Origin of the sequence: Thiomonas sp. FB-Cd (genome assembly GCF_000733775.1) — a bacterium.
GTDB lineage: Bacteria > Pseudomonadota > Gammaproteobacteria > Burkholderiales > Burkholderiaceae_C > Thiomonas_A.
Window position 1 is genome coordinate 2,273,670 of sequence record NZ_JPOE01000002.1, and the last position, 20,165, is coordinate 2,293,834.

Consider the following 20,165-nt stretch of genomic DNA (forward strand, 5'->3'; position numbering starts at 1 on the left):
CCTAGACTCACTGCTGATGTTCACCGTCGCGCAGCTGCTGCGTGATCCATCCATTCCGGGGCACTAGTCATGACAACGTCGGCATCACCACCCGCACCGCGCCTGCTCATCGCCGGCGCCGGGTTCGGCGGACTCACCGCCGCACGCAGGCTGCGCAGGCTGCTGCCACGCGCCGAGATCACCCTCGTTGCCCCGCAGGACGAGTTCCAATATCTGCCCAGTTTGATCTGGATTCCCACGGGCTTGCGCCGCGGCCCGGAGCTGCGCCACCGCATCACGCCCATGCTTTCGCGACTGCGTGTGCGCTACCTCCAGGCTGCGGCCACTGGCCTCGATTCCGCCGAGCGGTTGCTGCGCACCACCGCAGGCGATGTGCCCTACGACGCCTTGGTCATTGCCACGGGCGGCGCATGGCTTAAGAGCTTGCCCGGTGCCAAAGGCGTCCATGGTGTGTGTGAGGGCGTCGACGCCGCCTTGCAGGTGCGCGAGCGCCTGCAGGAGCTTCTGAAGGGTGGTGGCGGGCGCATCGCCCTGAGTTTCGCCACCAATCCCAAGGAGCCGGGTGCGCTGCGTGGTGGGCCTGTGTTCGAAATGCTGTTCGGCCTCGACACCTGGCTGCGCCGGCAGGGCGTGCGCGACAAGTTCGAGCTCACCTTTTTCCATGCGTCAACGATGCCGGGGCAGCGCCTGGGGGAAGCGGCGGTGAAGATGCTGCTTGCGCGCATGCAGCGCCAAGGCATCCGCACCGTACTGGGGAAGAAACTTGCCGGCTTCGATGACCAAAACGTACAGCTCGACGCGAATGAGACGATTGCCAGTGACCTCACGCTGTTTATTCCTGGCATGCGCGGGCAGGACTGGTTCGCCAACACGAGCCTTGAGCTTTCGGCGGGAGGCTTTCTCCAGGCTGATGCGTTGTGCCGCACATCCGCGCCCGACGTGTATGTCGTCGGTGATGCCGGCAGCTACCCCGGCCCTGACTGGCTGCCCAAGCAGGCCCATATGGCGGACCTGCAAGCGCACGCCGTGGCGCGCAACATTGCCGACGTGCTGCGCGGACGCGCGCCCAGTCACGAGCCGCGCCCCGAGCTCGTGTGCATCGTCGACTCGATCGACAGTGGCGTGCTGGTATGGCGCAGCCGCCAGCACAACTTCATGCTCGCGAGCCGATGGCTTCATCATGCCAAGCGCGTTTTCGAGTGGTACTACCTGCGCGATCTGCGCGCCGCTGAGGCCTCAGCCGTGACAGCTTCCGCGTAGGTCTGTTGCCAGGGTTGACCTGGAGGCACAACTCCGCCGCGTCGCGGGCCGGGCGCCGAAACCGACTTCCGCGGCCGTTCCTCGGGGATTGCCGTTTTGCGCGAACCCTGGGCTGGCCAAGTCTTGACCGTCATCGGGCTCGAGCGGCAGTCCAATTCGCCATCGCAAACCCAGGTCAACTGCGCGCCGCAGGACCCAAACCAAGTGATTTCGCCTGAAATTTTTCCCACCTCTGGCGCGGCAGCGGATGCTGTCCAGAGTGAGGGCGGACCTGCGGCGATGCGCGACCAGCTGGACGTGGCGCTTCGCCGCGGCTTGGAAGCGTGCGTCCCAACCCCATGAGCACGCGCCAGGCGTACACAGGCGAAGGGCTGTCACCAGGGCACCGGGGCCCAAGTGGGGTTGCGCATGGAGTTGCCGTGCTGCGACGGGATCTTCGAAGCACCGAGCGCCAATGACTGCCCTTTTCGAGCGTGAATCTGGGGTTTGGATCCCGATGGACGCCAGGAAACCGGGCTCGAAGGGCGAACGTCGAGCCCGGCACCATCGTGGCGTCGGGCAACTGTGCGCAAGGCGGCGCGAGGATGACGTGAATGTAATCACACAGTCACGCAGTAGACACCATGGAGGGTCTAAAGTTTCCAACATCAGAGGTCAATCCTCAGCAATGCGCGGCACCGGGTCGTGATACAGCGGTGGGCGATTCAATGATCCCGGTTTTGGGACATGTCCGCCAGACTTGCTCCGCGAGGATTTTTCAAAAGGAGAACGATCATGATGTGGTTCAACCATCCTGGCGGGTTCGGTTACGGCTACGGGTACGGAATGATGGGCGGCTTCGGCTGGATCTTCATGATTCTGATCATCGTCGTTGTCTTTGTGTTGCTGTTCGGCGTATTCCGACAGTTCGTGGATGATCGCCGTGATCGTCGGATGCTCACGCGTGGAGCACGCGACATTTTGGACGAGCGTTATGCCCGCGGCGAAATCGACGCCGATGAGTACAAGCGCAAGCGTGCCGATCTTGATGCCTGATCACATTCCCCGCGCTCTGTGGTAACGGGGCCATTTGCAAGCGTTTTCGTTTTTCACAAGGAGATCATCATGAACAAGCAAACCATGCGTGCACTCGTTGCCGCACCTGCGCTGTCCTTGGCCTTGGCCGCGGGCGGCTTTGTCGCGACGCACGCTGCCGAGCCGGCCAGCTCTGCAGCCCCCTCCTATGGGCCCGGTTACGGTATGGGGCCTGGCATGATGGGCGGCTATGGTCCGTGGGGCAATGCTCCCGGTGGTGGTGGCTACGCCTCTGGTGCAGGCTATCACCGAGGCGGGCCTGGCGGCTATGGCCCCGGATCGTCCGCACGAGGCTTCGGTTATGGCGCCCCCTGGATGATGGGTGGTGGTTATGGCGGCTTCGGCATGGGCCCGTGGATGATGGGCGGTGGCTATGGCGGCTATGGCATGGGCCCGTGGATGATGGGCGGCGGCTATGGCGGCTATGGCATGTGGGGGCATGGTGCAGGCGCCGCGTTGGGCTTGACCGATGCCCAGCAGCAGAAGATTGCGGCGATCGAAGACGCGCAGTTCAAGAAACAGTGGGCATTGATGCCGCAAATGCACGCGGCGATGTTGGCGTCTTCGCGCAACTTTGAGGCTGGAAAGATTGACGTTGACGCGGCAATGAAGTCAGCCAAGGCGATGGAGGACCTGCGCCTGCAGATGTTGCGTAATCACCTCGAGGCGGTCAAGCAGATTGACGCCGTGCTGACGCCAGAGCAGCGCGCCAAACTTCAACAGGGCAGACCATGGCGCTCGCAGTAGACGCAGTACACGGGTGACCGTGTGGTTGAGACCGAAAACAACTCACGAGGTCCAAGCCGGGCCGTACAAAGCACCGAAATGCAGCTTTGTACGGCCTGCTGACGACGGTCCGAATAATCGGGCTTTTGAGATCCTTTCCGTGGTCAGCGCCCGAGAGTCCTGCGCGGCTCAGACGCGCGCCAGAGTTGCCCCTTGATGTGCACCGGCGGGCTGCTTTTTCCGGTGGCATGGCTGCCCCCCGCGCGCTTGGCACATTGTGAACGGGCTGACACGCTCGGCGCCGTCCTCGAAGCTGCACTTCGTGCACGCAAAGCAGACCGGCGTTTGGCGGCCGTCTTTTGCCACCTGCTCACAGCAGGCGCAGGTGCGGCTAGTATTTGGCTGCCGCATGCCAGGCGACTTTTCGCCACCGTGGGAGCTTGCCGCGCAGTTTACGGCGGAATGTACCCCCCAGCGCGATCGAGGATGGAACAGATCAGGCGCCGTCTGGCCAGCCCAACCCTGTCGTTTGCAAGAATGTCATACTCCTTTTTGCCTGCAGTTGGCGTTGCCGCTCGAGTCGGGCAATACGGGGCAGAATTGAAGGCGGTCACTTTGTTCGGGAGCGTTGATGAAACTGCTGCTTGTCGAGGATGAAATCAAGACCGGCTCGTATCTCAAGCAGGGACTCACCGAGTCCGGATTCATCGTGGACTGGGCGCGCAGCGGCTTGGATGGCCATCATCAGGCGATGACCATGGCATACGATCTGATCGTGCTTGACATCATGCTGCCCGACGTCGATGGTTGGCGCATCTTGCGCTCGCTGCGCGAGAGCGGAAACGACACGCCGGTGCTGTTCCTGACCGCGCGCGATAGCGTCGAGGATCGGGTCAAGGGGCTCGAGCTGGGTGCCGATGACTATCTTGTCAAGCCGTTCGCGTTCACTGAACTGCTTGCGCGCGTGCGCACGCTGTTGCGGCGCGGGCGTAGTGCGCCGCCGACCGAGTCCCTTCAGGTGGCTGATCTGATTCTCGATCTTCCCCGTCGTCGCGCCGCCAGAGGCGGGACACGCATTGCCCTCAGCAGCAAGGAGTTCGCACTTCTCGAACTTCTGATCCGCCGCCAGGGCGAGGTCCTACCCCGCTCCTTGATTGCTTCGCAGGTGTGGGACATGAACTTTGACAGCGACACGAACGTGATCGACGTCGCCATCCGGCGCCTGCGCGCGAAGATCGATGATGGCTTCGAGCCCAAACTGATCCAGACCGTGCGCGGCATGGGCTACACCCTGGATGTGCCCGATGCGCCGTGACGATGGCATGCGCCGTCCGACCTCCCTGGCGGTCCGCGTCACACTGTTGGTTGGGCTCGCGACGACCACGATGTTCCTGCTTGCAGCCTGGGGCATCGAGCGTTCGATCGAACGGCATTTCGCGCAAATGGACCTTGTCGAGCTTCAGGGTGCGTGGCAGTCGGTCAGTGCAGCACTCAAATCGATGAATCGCGCAACGAACGGCGCATCGGAACAACGCAGGCTGGCCGATGCGGTGGCGGGAAGCCACAATGTCTATGTGCTTGTGCGCGACGCCAGCGGCCACCGTCTCTACGAGACGACGCCGCCAGCGCTGTCGGCGTTGACGCGCGGAACTCCTGCGGCCGAAAGCCTCAACCTGGATACGCTTGTGGTCTGGAAGACGCCACAACACACCTACCGCGGCGCGGTGTTGCGCAGCGGCCGGGACACCGTGGTCATGGCCACGACGATCGACTTCCATCTGCAATACCTGCTGCAGTTGCAGGAAGCGCTGTGGGCAGGAACGCTGCTGGCAAGCGTTGTCAGCGTGTTCATCGCACGCCTGGCTGTGCAGCAGGGGCACGCGCCCCTTCGTCGCATCAGCGCCCGAATGCGTGAGATGACGACCGAGCGGCTTCATGTACGTCTGAGTCCCCAACAGGTTCCGGTTGAGCTGGCTGATCTTGTGATCGCCTTTAACGCGATGTTGACGCGCATCGAGCAGAGTTTTCTGCGGCTGCGGGATGTGTCGGCCGACATTGCCCACGAGCTGCGTACCCCTGTCACGAACCTGACGACGCACACCCAGGTGGCGCTGTCCAAGGCGCGCGACGTCGAGGCCTATCGGGAAGTCCTTTATTCGAACCTCGAGGAATTTGAGCGCATGGGTTCGATGATCAGCGACATGTTGTTTCTGGCCCAGGCCGAGCAGGGTCTCACAAAACAGCGCACCGAGAGCGTTGATCTCGCGGTCGAAGTGCGGGCCCTGTTCGACTACTTCGAGGCTTGGGCGGAGGAGCGCAAGGTGGGGCTCGAACTCGAAGGCGGTGCCAGTGCAGTCGATGGTGACCGCGCGATGTTGCGCCGCGCACTCAGCAACTTGATTACCAATGCGATCCGCTACGCACCATCCGGCCAAGCAATCGTCGTGAGCCTGTCGCAGAACGGCCAGCGGGTCAGCGTCAAGGTCTGCAACCCGGGTCCTGACATTGCGCCGGAACACCTGGGGCATCTTTTCGAGCGCTTCTACCGGGTTGATCCCTCACGCCAACGGCGCGGCGAAGGCGCTGGCCTGGGGCTGGCCATCGTCAAATCGATCGTCGAAGCTCACGGCGGTGAGGTCTCGGTGACGTCAACGCACGGGACGACGTGTTTCGTGATGCACCTTCGCGCGGCAGGCCCCCAGACATAGCGCCGTCACACGAGTTTGCCATTCCATGGCGTGGTGCGCCGGCCACGCGCCCCCAGCCCACGGATCGGCAATGGTGCACACGAAGCCCACCAGCCCAAGCAGGGCGCGCACATGGCGTGGCGTCACTCATGGTCCGGACTGCGTGAGGGCACGGCTCTGCACCAACCTGTCGCTCGGCCTTGTTCCGCAGCTTGCCAGATTCCACGCGCGCCGCTCCAAACGAGACGAGGCTGTCATCCTTTTGTCATATGCCATCGCTGTAATGCGTCGATCCGCATACGCCCTCGGACTTGGAACTCACCAGCCGGTGAGCATTGATGCGCCGTCGCACCCTCCGGTGGATTCCCCGACCAAACACTCCGTCCTTCGTGTGCGCTTTGCTTCGTCCTCCTCGGATTGCAGCGACACCAACTCTCAGCCCGTGACGCCAGAAGCGGCTTTGCAACGCCTTCGCGAAGGCGACGCCTGGGCCGTGCTCGCAGTCAGCGGGCACGATGTGCGCGAAGTGGGCGCCTGCTACCAGCGGCTGGTTGTTGGTGGCCACGCTGATCGGCTCAGCGTTCTGGCAATCGATCTGACCATTGCACGCGCATTGCCTTTGCACACCGACGCGTGCTGGCACGCGCCGCCGTGCAAGCGCACCGGCAATGCCTGAGCGCCCGGGGGGTCGTGGGCCGCCCGGTCGCGATGGCGGAGACGATGCCGAGGTCCCCAGCAGACATGCGTCGTCCAACGCTGGCCGGCGCGCAAGACCTCACCCGTCCGCGAGAGCGCTGGGGCCGCGCAGCCTTTGGTCCGTTGCCTGGCCCCGGGGCGGGCGTCGAGCTCCCTCCCAGCCCGCATGACCGCGTCGCCACGCCACGCTGCTACCTCAGACGAAACCACAGTTCGGCCATGGCGCCCGAGATCCGGGCTGATGTCTGGCCGCCCTGACCAACGAACAGCCGCGATCGGATCGCCACGTGCTGTCAATGCGACATGAACACCGGCACCGTCATCGCCGACAGGATCGAGCGCGTCACGCCGCCGAGCAACAACTCATGCGCGCGCGAATGACTGTAGCCGCCCATCACGATGAGGTCCGCAGCCATGTCGGTGGCATGCGACAACAGCAAGTCTGCCACGGAGGCGTCGACCACGGTGGGCGTCATCATCCGCTCATTGAACGCAATGTCGCCCATGCGCTCGGCGGCGTATGAGGCATTCACCCCATGCAACCGCAGGTAAGCACTCGCCGCAGCCAGCGAATCCGCAGCGGGCGCCTGCCTCGAACCATAGGCGCGCAATTGGACGTCGGTTGCACGCTGCAAGAGTGGCAGGGCGTCCCTCAAGGCGCGCGCACTTTCTCGCCCCGGCCCCCAGGCCACCAGCACACGCGAGCAACAATTCTCGGCCAACGCCTCGGGACCTGGCACGAACAACACGGGACAGCTTGCACCGATGAGCAGCTGCGAGGCGAAATGCAATGACGACGGCCGGCCCTCGCCCGCGTCCCAAGGCTGCCCGATCACCAGCAAGTCTGCCGTGCGTGCGCGCTCGATCAGCGGCGCAGGGCCCCGGTCAATGACGTGATGTTCCGCGCGCACGCCGGAACCTCGCGCCAGCTCGGCCATCCAGCCGGCGACAACCGCTTCGATTGGATGCACCGCGTCCACATCAGCGCCCTGTCCTGCTGCCAGCTTCGCAGCCAGTCCAAAGACCTTGCGCTCCTGGGCGGTCTCCCCCAGATACGCCAAGACGCTTCGGTAACAGTTCATTTGGCATCCCCTTGTGTGGCAGATCATGGCCAATGCCGGCCCACACACTGAAGATTAGGCGATTAGTCGTCAAGCGAATTGACCCAGCTCAACCCATCATGCCGATCGGCCACTCCTCTGGACGCGTCCACGCCAAGGCCATGCCCATCGTCAAGCCTTGGCGTTTGCTCCAACCCATGCGGCATAGGCTTGCATGTAGCTTTCCAGAAACTTGCGCGTCCCCTCGTTGACCATCTTGCCACTTGCATCGAACAGTTTGTCGGCGCCACCGAGATACGCTTCTGGCTGCGCCATCGCAGGAACATTTAAGAACACCAGCGATTGTCGAAGATGGTGATTGGCGCCGAACCCGCCGATGGCGCCTGGCGACGCACTGACGACTGCGCCTGGTTTGCCGCTCCCGACGCTCTTGCCATAAGGCCGCGAGCCGACATCCAAGCCGTTTTTCAATGCCGCTGGCACAGAGCGATTGTGTTCGGGCGTGACGAACAGAACCGCGTCGGCCGCCTTGATCCGCTCGCGGAACGTCGACCATGCTGTGGGCGGATTCTCATCGCCATCCTGGTTATAGATCGGCAGTTGCCCAATTTCCACGATGCTGAGCATGAACTCTCCCGCCACTAAACCGCTTGCGCGGTTGTAGTGGGGGTTTCGCGGGTCACAGACTTCGACTTGCCACGTTGCCATGGCAGAGGTTTCGGTCTCGCCGCCACGCCCGTCCCAGGCGTGTGTTGCGTATTGAATGCGTCGATGAGCACCACCAACGCGCTGTTTTGGTCGCGTTGCATGACATGCCCGCAGTGCGGGCAGACATGCACACGCTGCGCCAACGTCTTGGGAGCGAGTTCCCAGCACGCCGCGCAGCGCTGCGACGGTTTGAGCTGGCGCGTATTGCTCAGATGCAGCCGCGTACCAGCTTCTTCCGCTTTGTACGCCAGCATCGGATGCGCCATGCCGAACCCCGCCGAGAGGATGTCCCGGTTGAGTCCGGCCTTTTTCCTGACGCGCCGGCCCGGTGCATCCACCGTGCCCTTCGCGCTGCGGCTCATGGTCTTCGGGGCCAATTGCTCGGTCGCCAGGACGGCGCATTGCCGCACCATCCTGGTTGTTTCCTTGTGCACGAAGTCCCGGCGCCGATTGCCGATACGCTCGTGCAGCCGGGCGATGCGACGCCCGAGCCGTTTGAAGCGCAGCGATCCGTTCTTCTTCCTGCCGCGCTGCCGCTGCAGCGCGGCAAGGCGCGGCAGTTCCTCGCGCAGCCAGCGCGGGTTATCGATGGTCCGTCCATCATCGAACGTCGCCCAGTCGTTGATCCCGAAATCCACCCCGCGGCGCTGATCGCCCGTGCGCCGGCGCGCACAGGTCGCGTCGGGCACGCGCAGCGTCACCGACACGAACCACCCACCACCTTTGCGCGTGAGGGTGATGTCGTTGGGTTTTGCCTCAACCCCGAAGCGGTGACGCCCGCGCGCCCGGACGGACAGGGCCGTGTCTCCACTGCCGATGCGCAGCGTGGCACCACGGCCGCCGTGCTGCATGAGCTTCCAGCCAGCCGGGTCGGGATAGGCAAAGCCCGCGAACCGCTTCGCGGCCTTGAACTGCGGGAATCCGGGCGTTTGACCAGCTTTGACCCGGCGAAAGAACGACTGGAAGGCGAGATCCAGCCGCCGCAGCGTCTGCTGCAAGGCGTGGCTGCCGAGTTCGTTGAGCTCAGGCCGATCCGCCTTGATCTGCGGCAATGCGTTCTGCTACGCGTAATAGCTGATGGATTTGCCGGCCTTGCGCCAGGCGTCGATGCGCTCTTCCAGCGCCGCGTTGTACAACTCGCAGTGCAGCCGCGTCCAAGCCTCAAGCCGCGCAGCTTGCGCGGCATTGGGATACAGCTTGAGCGTGACTTTGCGCCGTTGCAGACTGGTATTTTATCCAGCCTGGAGAGGAACAACAAGCGAAACCCGCCCGCTTGACCCCCTCCTGCCCGGTCGGCTTCGCCTAAGCGACGCTGTGCGTCGGGCCGGGTGAGGAAGGGGAATGCGCGGGCATTTGTTCAAGCCCGCAGGAGCAAGTTCGATGAGCGCATTGGCCACCTTGCGATTGATCGAATCCTTCCTCAGGCTTCCAACGAGTAGGGCAACGTCATGAATCTTGTCCATCTGGCATCTCCTGGTTTCTCAATGACAGGAGCCTCGCTAAAGCGCTCGATTGGATAGTACTGAGTTCAATGCGCTGATCGCGCGCATGCGCAGGCGCTTCGCCCCGACCCGCCACTGAAACTCACGCCATGCAAAGACACTGGCGAGCCTTTGAACGGGTTGCCTCAACGGCACGCCCGCTCTGCCACGAGGGGGTCAAAAAGTGTTGGAAGGCCAATCGGAGACAAGTTCTACCGTGCGGTCGAGGCGACGCTGATACCGCTCAGCGGTCATGGTGGTGGGGCCCCTTCCACGTGGATGGAATGAACGCTCCCCCCACGACAACCGCGCGTGCGGTTGAGTGGCGGGAGCGTTCATCTCAACTCCACTGCTCGTGCCAAGCTCACGAGCGAACCGCGCCGGCCATCGATCGTCGCCGCGTGCTGGGTTCAGGCCGGCCTGTGGTGATGTCGCTATTTAGCGAAAGCTCAATAGGGGTGGGTGCGCTCATGCTCGATGATTGTGCTTGAGCCTCAGTCAGCCGCGGGCGTGCCGCTCGGGGGCTGCGGCGCAAGCCTCGCGTGCGGCGCGATCAGCGGCATCAATTGCGGTGCCAGGTCGCGGAGGAGCTCAACGGTCAGCGCGCTGGTGAAACGGTACCGCGCGGCATAGGGCTCACGCGCATACGCAGTGATCGTGCCGAAGAAGCGGTCGCCGAGGAAGAACACGAACGTCGCCGAGCGCTTGACGCGGCGGGATTCGATTAATCGCCCTCCCGGCGAGTAGACGTCGAAGCGCTGGTCTCCCGTGCCGGTCTTGCCGCCGACGGCAATATCGCTGCCATCGGCCAGGCGATAGGCTCCGCGCAGTCTCACCCCGGTGCCGCCATCGACGACGGACAGCAGTACCGGTCGCAGGGCCTCGGCGATCGCCGCCGGCAGCACGCGCCGGCCCGGTGCGGTCGGCGCCGTGAGGCGCGTCGCATACGGCGTACCGGTGGCGAAGTCGAGCTCGCCGAATTGGCGCACCGGGTCGAGCATGCCGCCATTGACGACGATACCGATGAGCTCGGCCAGCGCCGCCGGGCGGTCGCCCGATGCGCCGAGCGCGCACGCAAACGACGGCGTTACGGTGGCGAACGGATAACCGAGGCCGCGCCACGCCGCCGCGATGCGCTGGTACGCCTTGGCCTCCAGGACCATGCGGATACGCATGTCCTGGCGCCGACGGTCGTGGGTGCGGAACAGCCAGGCGTAGACCTGCAAGCGCTGAGCCTGGCTGGCCTGCAAGGTCTGGCGCAACGCTGCCTGCGGATGTTCGAGCAGATAAGACACGACCCACAGCTCCAGCGGATGCACGCGCGCAAGGAAGCCGCGGTCGGAAAGGTCGAAACGCGACGCTGCATAGCGTTCATACAGCGCGTCCAGGAGCGCGTCGTCGAGCTTCGCGGTGGGCAGCGAGGCACGCATCAGCTCGGCAAAACGCTGAGGCGTCGCGCGCGGCTCGATCCCCAGGATCGCGGCGGCCTTGCGGTAGGGCGCGTCAGGCACATTGGCCAGCAGCGCCGTTTCCATCGCCTGCGCTTCGGAAGCGCGATACTTGCGATAGAAACGCTCGACGAATACCGCGCCCTCGGACTCGGCAAAGCGCCGCAGGTATGCGATGCGCAGCTGCGGGTCGCGCATGACCTGGGCAGCCAGATCGGAGCGGCTGTCCATCTCGTAGCGCACGATGTCGCGCATCAGCCGCACGAACACAAGATTGACGGAATGCTGCAAAGCAGTGGCCAAGCTGAGCACGGCGTGGTCATCGTCCGCATCGAAATTGCTGAATCGCTGCAGCGATCCGCCGGTGAAAAATGCCTCGCCCGGATTTCCGGAGTACGTGCGCTGAAGCGCGGCGCACAACATCGGCAACAGGGCACGGTCGCGAGTCGTCTCTAGGTACCGCAATGCCCACGCCTTGATCGGATCCTGCGGCGCCACGGCCACACGGCGCAGCGCCGGCGCATCCAGCTGCGCATAGCGCTCGTGCAACTGCCACACGATTTGCAGATACAGGATGATGGTGCGCAGCTTGGCCGTCGATCCGAGGTTGAGCCGCGCGCCTTGGTTGATGTCGAAGGGCTGGTCGCCGCTGTCAGTCTGAACGCGCAGGAGATTCGCCCCGCCCACATGCTCGTACAGCGTGAAGCTGAACAGGATGTGAGCGGGGTCCGCGCCGGGAAGGAGCATGTTGTGGCCGTACAGACCCGCTGACTCCGCTCCCGTCGTGGTGGCCGCCGCGCGCAAACGCGCCGTCACCGCGCGCTGCACCGCGTCGTCCAAGGTACTGCGCACGCCCAGATCGAGGTGATCGAGCGCATACAGATCGCGCATACCGAGCAACTGGCTGAGCCGCACGCGCGCTGCAGTCGCGGCCTTCTGTGCCACGTACGAGACGCTCGGCCCCGCCGCAAGCACGGGCACAAATTGCAATGGTTGCCTCAGTGCGGCGTCGCGCAACGACGCGGGGATGATCTTGGCTGCACCCAGACGCATCAAGTAATTGTCAGTGAGCCTGTCGAGCGCGCCCGGATCGTGCAACAGGAAATGCGTTGGCGCGCGCTGTGCGATCATCAGCGACAGCGCCTGTTTGTACACGAGGGCCTGGGCCGCCGGCGCCACCGTCGACGATCTCAGCAAAACATCGACGGCGCCCGGATCACGCCCATACCAGTCGCGCAGCCCATCGCGCAGTCCGTGGATCGCGCCCAGCCCCGGCCTTGCCGCCAGCGGCACCGTGTTCAGATAGTCGACGACGATGCGCTGGCGCGTCGTCAACGTGTTGACCCCGCCAAGGTACGCGCGCGTCGACGCCGATGCCATCTGCTGGAGCTTATCGATGTCGCTGCCCGTTCGACCGCCGGGCGAATGACGGAACTTCTCGATCTGGGTGGCAAGCGTGCTCCCCCCCGGCCTGCTCGCCGCGGGCTCGACAAAAGAACGCGCCTGGTCGAAGAGCGCACGGCTGAAACGGCTCCACGACACCGCCGGGTTGCGCATCGGTTGGTCGGCATCGAGCAGATCGCGATCTTCGATGTACAGCAGGGTGCGAACGAGAAGCGGCGGCACGGCGGCGAAGTTCGCGTAGGCCGATGCCGGGAATGGCGCCGCGTAGAAGCTGATGCCGTGCGCGTCGCGCAGCACCAGTCCGGCCTGATCCTTCTCGCGATACGGCGGATACAGCCCCATGCGCGCCAGCGCGAGCATGCGCGGCGACATGCGCGCCTGCTCGGCCACGATAAATCCCTCGCGCTGCAGGCGCTGCGCGAACTGCGGGATCAACGCATAACCGAAGCTCAGATCATACGGACCTGAGCGCGGAAACACGATCGCGTCGCTCGGGCCCTGCGAGACGGTGAACGTCAGCGATCGCGCATAGCGCGACAGCAGGTGCGCCTCGAGCCAGGACGTGCGCGCCTCGAACCAGGCCCCGGCGGCCAGGCTCGAAACCACAACAACGAGGATTCCCCACCCTACCAGTCTGGCTCTCGATCGCATCTAAATCCATCATTCAGTCGGAGCCTTGCATGGCCGTATGGAAGACGAACGCGCGACCTGACAATCCGTGGACACGACGCGCACAAGGGCTCGAAATATTCCTGTGCGCCTGATGTCGAGACCTGGGCGAGGCAGTGCCTATTCGGTTGTTGATGAGCCTGGAACTTCGCAAGTCAGTGGCATTGGGATCTCACCGCCATTGACGTTCGCCACCGCGGGCGACAGGACCCATTCTTGCAGCCGCTCGCTCCGGCCGAGGCGGATGCCAACAGCCGCACCCAATCACTGCAACCGGGTGCATCCATGCGCTCGTGGGACGAGGGGCAAAAGCAAGGGGGTTCCGCTGTTCCGTAAACAGAATGGCTTGCTGCCCGTTGCAGCCTCACGCGGCGGTGAATGTGGACCGCTACATCGTTGACGCGGACCCCGGCTAAGTGGAACAGCACGAAAATCGGCTTGACTGGATGCGGCGCATGCATTATCCCCAGAAGTACGAGGCCCTTGTCGAATAGGCCGGAGAACAGAGCATGGCTCAGAGTAACGCACAGCAGGGCGCGGTTCCGCCCATCGGCATTGCCGCCACTGGCATGCGCACGGAATCGGATTCGATGGGGCAGGTCGACGTGCCGGCGAACCGGTACTGGGGTGCGCAAACCCAGCGCAGCCTGCTGCACTTTTCCATTGGTGAGGATCGCATGCCCAAGCGCATCTATCACGCCTACGGCTGCGTCAAGAAAGCCGCGGCGCTGGTAAACCTGGCGGCAGGTCGACTCGACGCGGACCGCGCCAATGCCGTCGTTCAAGCCGCAGACGAAGCCATGGCAGGACTGCTCGACGCCGAATTTCCGCTCTACGTTTGGCAGTCAGGATCAGGCACGCAGTCGAACATGAACGTCAACGAGGTCTTGGCCAACCGCGCGACACAGATTCTGGGCGGAGAAATTGGTTCCAAGGACCCGGTGCATCCCAACGACCACGTCAATATGGGGCAATCGTCCAACGACACGTTCCCCACAGCCATGCACATTGCAGCGCTCATGGCCATCGACGAGCACCTCATCCCCAAGGTCGATGCTCTGGCGATCTGCATTGAGGCCAAAGCGGCGGGGTGGATGGAGGTCGTCAAAACCGGGAGGACCCATCTTCAGGATGCGATTCCGCTGACGGTTGGGCAGGAATGGTCCGGATACGCCCACCAGATTCGTGATGCGATTTCCAGGATTCAACGGGAGAAGACCGCTTTATATGAACTCGCGGCAGGCGGCACAGCCGTGGGCACCGGTTTGAATGCCCCTCCGCATTTCGGCCGCGAGATGGCCACCAAGATCGCCGAACTGACTGGAAAGCCGTTCATCACCGCGCCGAATAAATTCGCGGCGCAGGGCTCTCTGGATGCCATGGTCGCCGTCATGGGGGCCATCCGTGGGCTTGCGGTGGCGCTGATGAAAATTGCCAACGACATGCGCTGGCTCGCCTCCGGGCCGCGCTGCGGGTTGGGCGAACTGATCCTGCCTGCGAATGAGCCGGGATCCTCCATCATGCCGGGCAAGGTCAACCCGACCCAGTGCGAGGCCATGGTGATGGTATGCATTCAGGTCATTGGCGAAGATAACGCGGTGGCCTTTGCCGGAAGCCAGGGCAACTTCGAACTCAATGCGATGCGCCCCATCATCGTCAATAACGTCTTGCATGCGATGGGCATTCTCGGGGACGCTTGCGAGAAGTTCCAGCAGTATTCGGTCAGCGAAACGCAACTGAACCGGCAGCGCATCGATGCATTCGTGGGTCAGTCGCTGATGCTGGTCACGGCCTTGTCTCCGGTCATCGGCTACGACCAAGCCTCGGCCATTGCGCATTTGGCGAATGCCGAAGGGTTGACGCTGCGCGAAGCGGCCTTCAGATCTGGCTTGATCGACATGGAGAAGTTCGACGCCATCGTGCGGCCCGAAACGATGGTGGGCAGCGGGCTGGCGGGGAGTTGACACTCCCGCGCCAAGGCGACCGAAAATGACTTGCTAAAGCGACAGTTTCCGAAAATTCGCGAAGTGGAGTGGGAACCTGATCTAGCATGGTTCGTCGGGCTGTTCGCGCTGATGTCGATGCCGGCTCGTTTCCGCTTTTATGTGCATATGTCAGGCGTCAAATCACGCTCCGGGGAGGTGCCCTATGCCGGTGGAACAAGCTGTCGAGTTCCAGTCTGAAGGCGCAACGCTGAGAGGCTTTTTGATCACTCCAGACGGCCACTCCGGGAAGCTGCCGTTGGTCGTCATGGCTCACGGCACTTCGGCCACCATTCAGATGGTCGCGATCGAGTACGCCGAAGCCTTCGCCCAGGCGGGCATTGCCGCGTTGATCTACGATCACAGGAGCTTCGGGCGAAGTAGCGGCGAACCCCGCCGCGAGATCAACCCATGGGTTCAGTGCCGCGGATATCGCGATGCCTTGAATTTTGCTCTCGAATTGCCACAAGTGAACCCGAACAAGTTGGCGCTTTGGGGCGACAGCTACACCGGCGGCCAGGTGGTCGTCATCTCCGCCTGTGACGAACGGCCGAAGGTCATCGTCGCGCAGTGCCCTGTGTTCGGACCTGTCGCACCTTCGGTCCCGCCGAGCCGCCCGACGATGGAGAAGATTCAGCAGACGCTGCAGTCTGGCGACATCCGCGGGACACCTGAGACCACGACAGGCCCGATCCCCGTGGTCTCACCCAGCCAACTGGCTTATCCGTCACTACTTGCCCCGATCCAGGCGTTCCGCTGGTTCATCGAGTACGGAGGTCGCCCCGGGTCCGGATGGTCTAACGAGGTGACGCGGGTCATACCGCCGACACCGATCACCTACAGCCCTTTCCTATGCGCTCCATACGTGCAAGCAAAGGCGCTGTTCATGGTGGCCCCGGAAGACGAGATGGTGCATGCCAACTACGACGTCACCCGACAAGCATTTGACCTGATCCCAACAGAGAAGCGCTGGCACGACATTCGTGACGGCCACTTCGGCTTGCTGTACCAGCCTGGTGATCGGTTCAACGAGGCGTCGCGACTTCAGGCGGAATACCTTCGTGCCACGCTTGGCGCCTAGCGCCTCGCTCGAGCCGACCCGCTGCATCGTGCTGCTGCGTCACGACCACGATGCATTGGGCTGCGTGCTTACTCATTGGTCAGTAGATTAGGGCACAAATTGCCGTGACGACGGTCGAAGCTGACATGAAGATTGATGGCCGTACGTTGACGCGTGAAACGCTGGAAGCGATGCGCCTGATGGCGCTGGAGCGGATGGTGGAGGGCGAGTCGGCGGCGGCGATCTCGGCGTCGTTCGGGATGCACCGGAGTTGGGCCTACAAGGTGCGGCTGAAAGCACGGGGACGCGGCAAGGGCAAGCGCGCGCTGAGGTTGCGGAAAGCGCCGGGGCGGCGGACGTTGACCGACGCGCAAGAACGTCAGGCGTTTCGCTGGGTCAACGGCAAGAACCCGCAGCAGTACGGTTTCGACTTCGGGTTGTGGACGCGCCAGATCGTGGGGGAGTTGATCACGCAGCGTTTTGGCGTGACACTGAGCTTGGCGTCGGTGGGGGCGCTGCTGGCGCGGGTCGGGCTGACGCCGCACAAGCCGTTGCAGCGAGCCTACCAGCGTGACCCGGAAGCCATCACCCGCTGGCAGCGGGAGACCTACCCTGCGATCGCCCGCGAGGCCAAGCGCGACGAGGCGGACATCTACTTCTGGGACGAATCCGGCTTCCGCGCCGATGCGGTGCACGGCAAGACCTGGGGAGCCAAAGGCCAGACGCCGGTGGTTGACGTGCCCGGTCAGCGCCAGGGCATCAGTGCCGCCTCGGCGGTCAATGCGAAGGGAGCGTTCTGGTTCACCACGTACAAGGGCGGCCTGAATGGCGATCTGTTCGTGACCTTCCTGCGTCGCCTGATGCGTGGTCAGCGCAAACCGCTGCACTTGATCCTTGACAACCTGCCCGCGCACAAGACCCGCGCCGCCAAGGCGTACGTCGCCAGACTGAAGGGCAAGCTCTCGCTGCACTTCCTGCCCGGCTACGCCCCGGAGCTCAACCCCGACGAGCTTGTGTGGAGCCATGCCAAGCCCACCGGCAATGCCCAGCGGCCGCTGCGCGCCGGCGAAAACCTGGAAGATCGCATCCAGCTGCAACTGGCCGACATGGCGGCGCAACCAGACCTGATCCGTTCGTTCTTCCGGCACCCAAGTGTTGCCTATATTACTGACTGCTGAGGAAGCATGCGGTGCGCCTTCCTCTTCATCACCAACCGGGCCCGCAGGTCGGCTCGTTGTGAGCGCCGGCGGATGGTCAGCGAAAAACAGACCTTGAACAAATGCTCGCGCATTCCCCTTCCTCGCCCGGCCCGACGCACAGCGTCGCTCAGGCGAAGCCGACCGGGCAGGAGGGGGTCAAGCGGGCGGGTTTCGCTTGTTGTTCCTCTCCAGGCTGGATAAAATACCAGTATGCAACGGCGCAAAGTCACGCTCAAGCTGTATCCCAATGCCGCGCAAGCTGCGCTGCTTGAGGCTTGGACGCGGCTGCACTGCGAGTTGTACAACGCGGCGCTGGAAGAACGCATCGACGCCTGGCGCAAGGCGGGCAAATCCATCAGCTATTACGCGCAGCAAAACGCATTGCCGCAGATCAAGGCCGATCGGCCCGAGCTCAACGAACTCGGCAGCCACGCGCTGCAGCAAACGCTGCGCCGCCTCGATCTGGCCTTTGCCGCCTTCTTCCGCCGCGTCAAGGCCGGGCAGACGCCCGGCTTTCCCGGGTTCAAATCCGCGAAGCGGTTCTCGGGCTTTGCGTATCCCGACCCGGCTAGCTGGCAGTTCATGCAGCATGGCGGCAGCGGCGCAACCCTGCGCATTGGCAGTGGCGACGCGGCCTTGTCCATCCGGGCGCGCGGACGGCACCGCTTAGGGCCGGATGCCGAACCCAACGACATCACGCTCACGCGCCACAACGGTCAGTGGTTTGTGTGGTGACGCTGCGCGTGCCCGATGCGGCCTGTGCGCGTGAGCGCACCGGTGATTTTCGACGTGGCGTGGATTTCGGGGTCAACGACTGGGCCACGTTCGACGATGGACAGATCATTGCGAATCCCCGCTGGCTGCGTGAAGAACTGCTGCGCCTTGCCGCGCTGCAACGTCAGCGCGCACGCAAGCGCCGGGGCTCCATTCGGCACAAGCGGCTTGGCAGTGCCATCGCCCGGCTGCATGATCGCATCGGCAACCTGCGCCGGGACTTCGTGCACAAGGAAACAACCAAGATGGTGCGGCAGTGCGCCGTCCTGGCCACCGAACAACTCGCACCGAAGAACATGAGCCGCAGCGCACTCGGCACGGTGGAGACACCGGGCCGTCGCGTGCGGCAAAAGGCCGGACTCAACCGGGAAATTCTCTCGGCTGCGTTCGGCATGGCGCATCCGATGCTCGCGTACAAAGCGGAAGAAGCTGGTACGCGGCTGCATCTGAGCAACACGCGCCAGATCAAACCGTCGCAGCGCTGCTCGGCGTGCTGGAAATTCGCTCCCAAGACGTTGGCGCAGCGTGTGCATGTGTGCCCGCAGTGCGGGCACACGGCGCCGCGCGACCAGAACAGCGCAATGGTGGTTCTCATCGACGCGCACAACACGCAGGACACGCCTGGGACGGGCGTGGCGGCGAGGCCCAAACCTCTGCCACGGCAACGTGGCAAGTCCAGGCCTGTGACCCGCGAAACCCCCGCTACAACGCCATGCGTTTAGCGGCGGGAGAGTTCATGCCAAGTCGTGCGGGGTCAAGGATTGGCGCGCAGCCGCGGGTCGAGGGCGAAGCGCTCGGATTGGATGTTGGTCATTAGCGGCAGCGCCGTCGTCACGTTGACGAGCAGATTCCACGAGTGCCCGCTCACCGCGCTGGGCAGCAGCACGTACGGGTGGGCGTCGATCAGCTGGTCGCCAAACTCCTGCTGGTCCTTGTTCGGTGGGATTGGGTGGAGCCAGTGCGGATTGGGCACGCCACTCGGTTGCACGACATGGACTCGGCCCGGATCGGTGATCGTGAACGAGTAAAGGTTGTGGGCGACAGTGTTGAGCACCTTAAACCCTTTGTGCACCGCCACCTCCAGGATGGCGGTGGCCGGGTCCAGGGCCGCATAGATCACGCGTTTGCCGATGGAGTTCCAGCGGCCGCCGTACGTAGCCGAGCCGATGCCTGAGTTCCAGGTGTCGGCATAGCGCGCGTCCTGGAGCGTCCACCCCGTGAGGGAACCCGTGCCGCCAAGGGACGCCGGCAGCGGGATCAAGCGTAGACCCCGTATTTCATTCGCTGCAGCAGGGTCTTGACGGCTTCGGCGCCCGGCGAAGTGCTCACCAAGTCAATCGGCTTCCTGAACTCCAGACCCATCGCCTCGGTATTCAGCCACTCGTTGGCGGCCTCCGTGCTGCCGAGCACCTCTTCTGCCATGGCGCGCACGGACTCGAGCCGGTAGATCCCGTCCGTCGTGCGCGCATCCAGCGGCTTGTCCGGATCGGCCTTGATGCGGTGTGCGGTGCGTGCGCTCACGCCAATGGCCTTGAGAATGGCATCTGTGGGCAGGGTACCCCTGGTGCTCTCCCAGATGCGGGTCAACGTCCTGCCTGACACACCCTTCATCACCGCATCGTGGGCCATGACACTGGAGCCCGCGAAAGCGACGAACACACCGGCTTGTCGCTCACCCATTCCGCCGGTGAAGGTCTTCACCTTCACGGCCTTCTTACCTGGGATTCGATGGACCTTCTTATACCCAGTGGTGCGCGTGTTCTCCGCGACGGTTGCGGCAACCTTGGAGGCGCCCTTCTGGGGCTTGGTGGTGAAAGTTTGGCTAGACTGCTTCATGCTGTTACTCCTGCCATATGGCACAAATTATACGTCACATGGCAAAACTCCACCACAGGCGCAGTGCCGGTGCCGAAAGGGGCAATCAGCCTGGAGCGGA

At 63.6% G+C, this 20,165-nt stretch carries 18 protein-coding genes and 1 pseudogene; 11 read left to right on the plus strand and 8 right to left on the minus strand.

The genetic code is table 11. The features are described from left to right. The first annotated feature begins 69 nt into the window (after nucleotides 1-69). The 6 genes from CD04_RS0111045 (at nucleotide 70) to CD04_RS23725 (ending at nucleotide 6,423) form a co-directional block, all read left to right on the plus strand. Nucleotides 70-1,260: an NAD(P)/FAD-dependent oxidoreductase gene (locus CD04_RS0111045; protein WP_051849116.1), complete on the plus strand. Its 1,191-nt coding sequence runs from the start codon at nucleotides 70-72 to the stop codon at nucleotides 1,258-1,260. Nucleotides 1,261-2,034: 774 nt separating this feature from the next. Continuing rightward, on the plus strand, nucleotides 2,035-2,295 hold the full coding sequence (locus CD04_RS0111055; protein ID WP_031406747.1) for an SHOCT domain-containing protein: 261 nt from the start codon (nucleotides 2,035-2,037) through the stop codon (nucleotides 2,293-2,295). Nucleotides 2,296-2,364: 69 nt separating this feature from the next. Beyond that, a complete protein-coding gene (locus tag CD04_RS22615) occupies nucleotides 2,365-3,081 on the plus strand; it encodes a Spy/CpxP family protein refolding chaperone (protein ID WP_156030225.1) in 717 nt (238 codons plus the stop codon). A gap of 610 nt (nucleotides 3,082-3,691) precedes the next feature. Next, on the plus strand, nucleotides 3,692-4,375 hold the full coding sequence (locus CD04_RS0111065) for a heavy metal response regulator transcription factor (protein WP_031406751.1): 684 nt from the start codon (nucleotides 3,692-3,694) through the stop codon (nucleotides 4,373-4,375). Further along, nucleotides 4,365-5,768, plus strand: coding sequence for a Cu(+)/Ag(+) sensor histidine kinase (locus CD04_RS0111070; RefSeq protein ID WP_031406753.1), 1,404 nt, complete (start codon nucleotides 4,365-4,367; stop codon nucleotides 5,766-5,768). The genes CD04_RS0111065 and CD04_RS0111070 overlap by 11 nt, the downstream gene beginning before the upstream one ends. 262 nt (nucleotides 5,769-6,030) lie before the next feature. Next, nucleotides 6,031-6,423, plus strand: a complete 393-nt coding sequence (locus CD04_RS23725; RefSeq protein ID WP_197033084.1) for a hypothetical protein — start codon at nucleotides 6,031-6,033, stop codon at nucleotides 6,421-6,423. A gap of 313 nt (nucleotides 6,424-6,736) precedes the next feature. On the opposite strand, the gene CD04_RS0111080 is transcribed toward CD04_RS23725, so the two are convergent. The 6 genes and pseudogenes from CD04_RS0111080 to CD04_RS0111095 form a co-directional block, all read right to left on the minus strand. Continuing rightward, nucleotides 6,737-7,525: a universal stress protein gene (locus CD04_RS0111080; protein ID WP_051849118.1), complete on the minus strand. Its 789-nt coding sequence runs from the start codon at nucleotides 7,523-7,525 to the stop codon at nucleotides 6,737-6,739. Nucleotides 7,526-7,675: 150 nt separating this feature from the next. Next, a complete protein-coding gene (locus tag CD04_RS0111085; RefSeq protein WP_304413001.1) occupies nucleotides 7,676-8,131 on the minus strand; it encodes an NADPH-dependent FMN reductase in 456 nt (151 codons plus the stop codon). A 14-nt stretch (nucleotides 8,132-8,145) separates the two neighbouring features. Further along, complete coding sequence (locus tag CD04_RS21745) at nucleotides 8,146-9,264, minus strand: transposase (RefSeq protein ID WP_231480543.1); 1,119 nt, start codon at nucleotides 9,262-9,264, stop codon at nucleotides 8,146-8,148. A gap of 9 nt (nucleotides 9,265-9,273) precedes the next feature. After that, complete coding sequence (locus CD04_RS24590) at nucleotides 9,274-9,435, minus strand: helix-turn-helix domain-containing protein (protein WP_231480536.1); 162 nt, start codon at nucleotides 9,433-9,435, stop codon at nucleotides 9,274-9,276. A gap of 135 nt (nucleotides 9,436-9,570) precedes the next feature. Then, nucleotides 9,571-9,675, minus strand: a pseudogene (locus tag CD04_RS24595) (ACP phosphodiesterase); the annotation flags it as partial. A gap of 512 nt (nucleotides 9,676-10,187) precedes the next feature. Then, complete coding sequence (locus CD04_RS0111095; RefSeq protein ID WP_051849119.1) at nucleotides 10,188-13,196, minus strand: transglycosylase domain-containing protein; 3,009 nt, start codon at nucleotides 13,194-13,196, stop codon at nucleotides 10,188-10,190. A gap of 587 nt (nucleotides 13,197-13,783) precedes the next feature. On the opposite strand from CD04_RS0111095, the gene fumC reads away from it, so the two are divergent. From fumC to CD04_RS24605, 5 genes are all read left to right on the plus strand, one after another. After that, complete coding sequence (gene fumC / locus CD04_RS0111100; protein ID WP_231480624.1) at nucleotides 13,784-15,178, plus strand: class II fumarate hydratase; 1,395 nt, start codon at nucleotides 13,784-13,786, stop codon at nucleotides 15,176-15,178. Nucleotides 15,179-15,362: 184 nt separating this feature from the next. Beyond that, nucleotides 15,363-16,277, plus strand: a complete 915-nt coding sequence (locus CD04_RS22620; protein ID WP_051849120.1) for an alpha/beta hydrolase — start codon at nucleotides 15,363-15,365, stop codon at nucleotides 16,275-16,277. Nucleotides 16,278-16,402: 125 nt separating this feature from the next. Further along, entirely contained in the window at nucleotides 16,403-17,434 is a 1,032-nt protein-coding gene (locus CD04_RS0111110; RefSeq protein WP_031406767.1) for an IS630 family transposase, read from the plus strand. Nucleotides 17,435-17,665: 231 nt separating this feature from the next. Beyond that, nucleotides 17,666-18,190, plus strand: coding sequence for a helix-turn-helix domain-containing protein (locus CD04_RS24600; RefSeq protein WP_231480544.1), 525 nt, complete (start codon nucleotides 17,666-17,668; stop codon nucleotides 18,188-18,190). Then, nucleotides 18,187-18,951, plus strand: coding sequence for a transposase (locus CD04_RS24605; RefSeq protein ID WP_231480545.1), 765 nt, complete (start codon nucleotides 18,187-18,189; stop codon nucleotides 18,949-18,951). The genes CD04_RS24600 and CD04_RS24605 overlap by 4 nt, the downstream gene beginning before the upstream one ends. A 32-nt stretch (nucleotides 18,952-18,983) precedes the next feature. On the opposite strand, the gene CD04_RS0111120 is transcribed toward CD04_RS24605, so the two are convergent. Further along, nucleotides 18,984-19,490: an RES family NAD+ phosphorylase gene (locus CD04_RS0111120; protein ID WP_031406769.1), complete on the minus strand. Its 507-nt coding sequence runs from the start codon at nucleotides 19,488-19,490 to the stop codon at nucleotides 18,984-18,986. Further along, a complete protein-coding gene (locus CD04_RS21755; protein WP_051849121.1) occupies nucleotides 19,487-20,065 on the minus strand; it encodes an antitoxin Xre/MbcA/ParS toxin-binding domain-containing protein in 579 nt (192 codons plus the stop codon). Before CD04_RS21755 ends, CD04_RS0111120 begins: the two co-directional genes overlap by 4 nt. Nucleotides 20,066-20,165 lie beyond the last annotated feature (100 nt).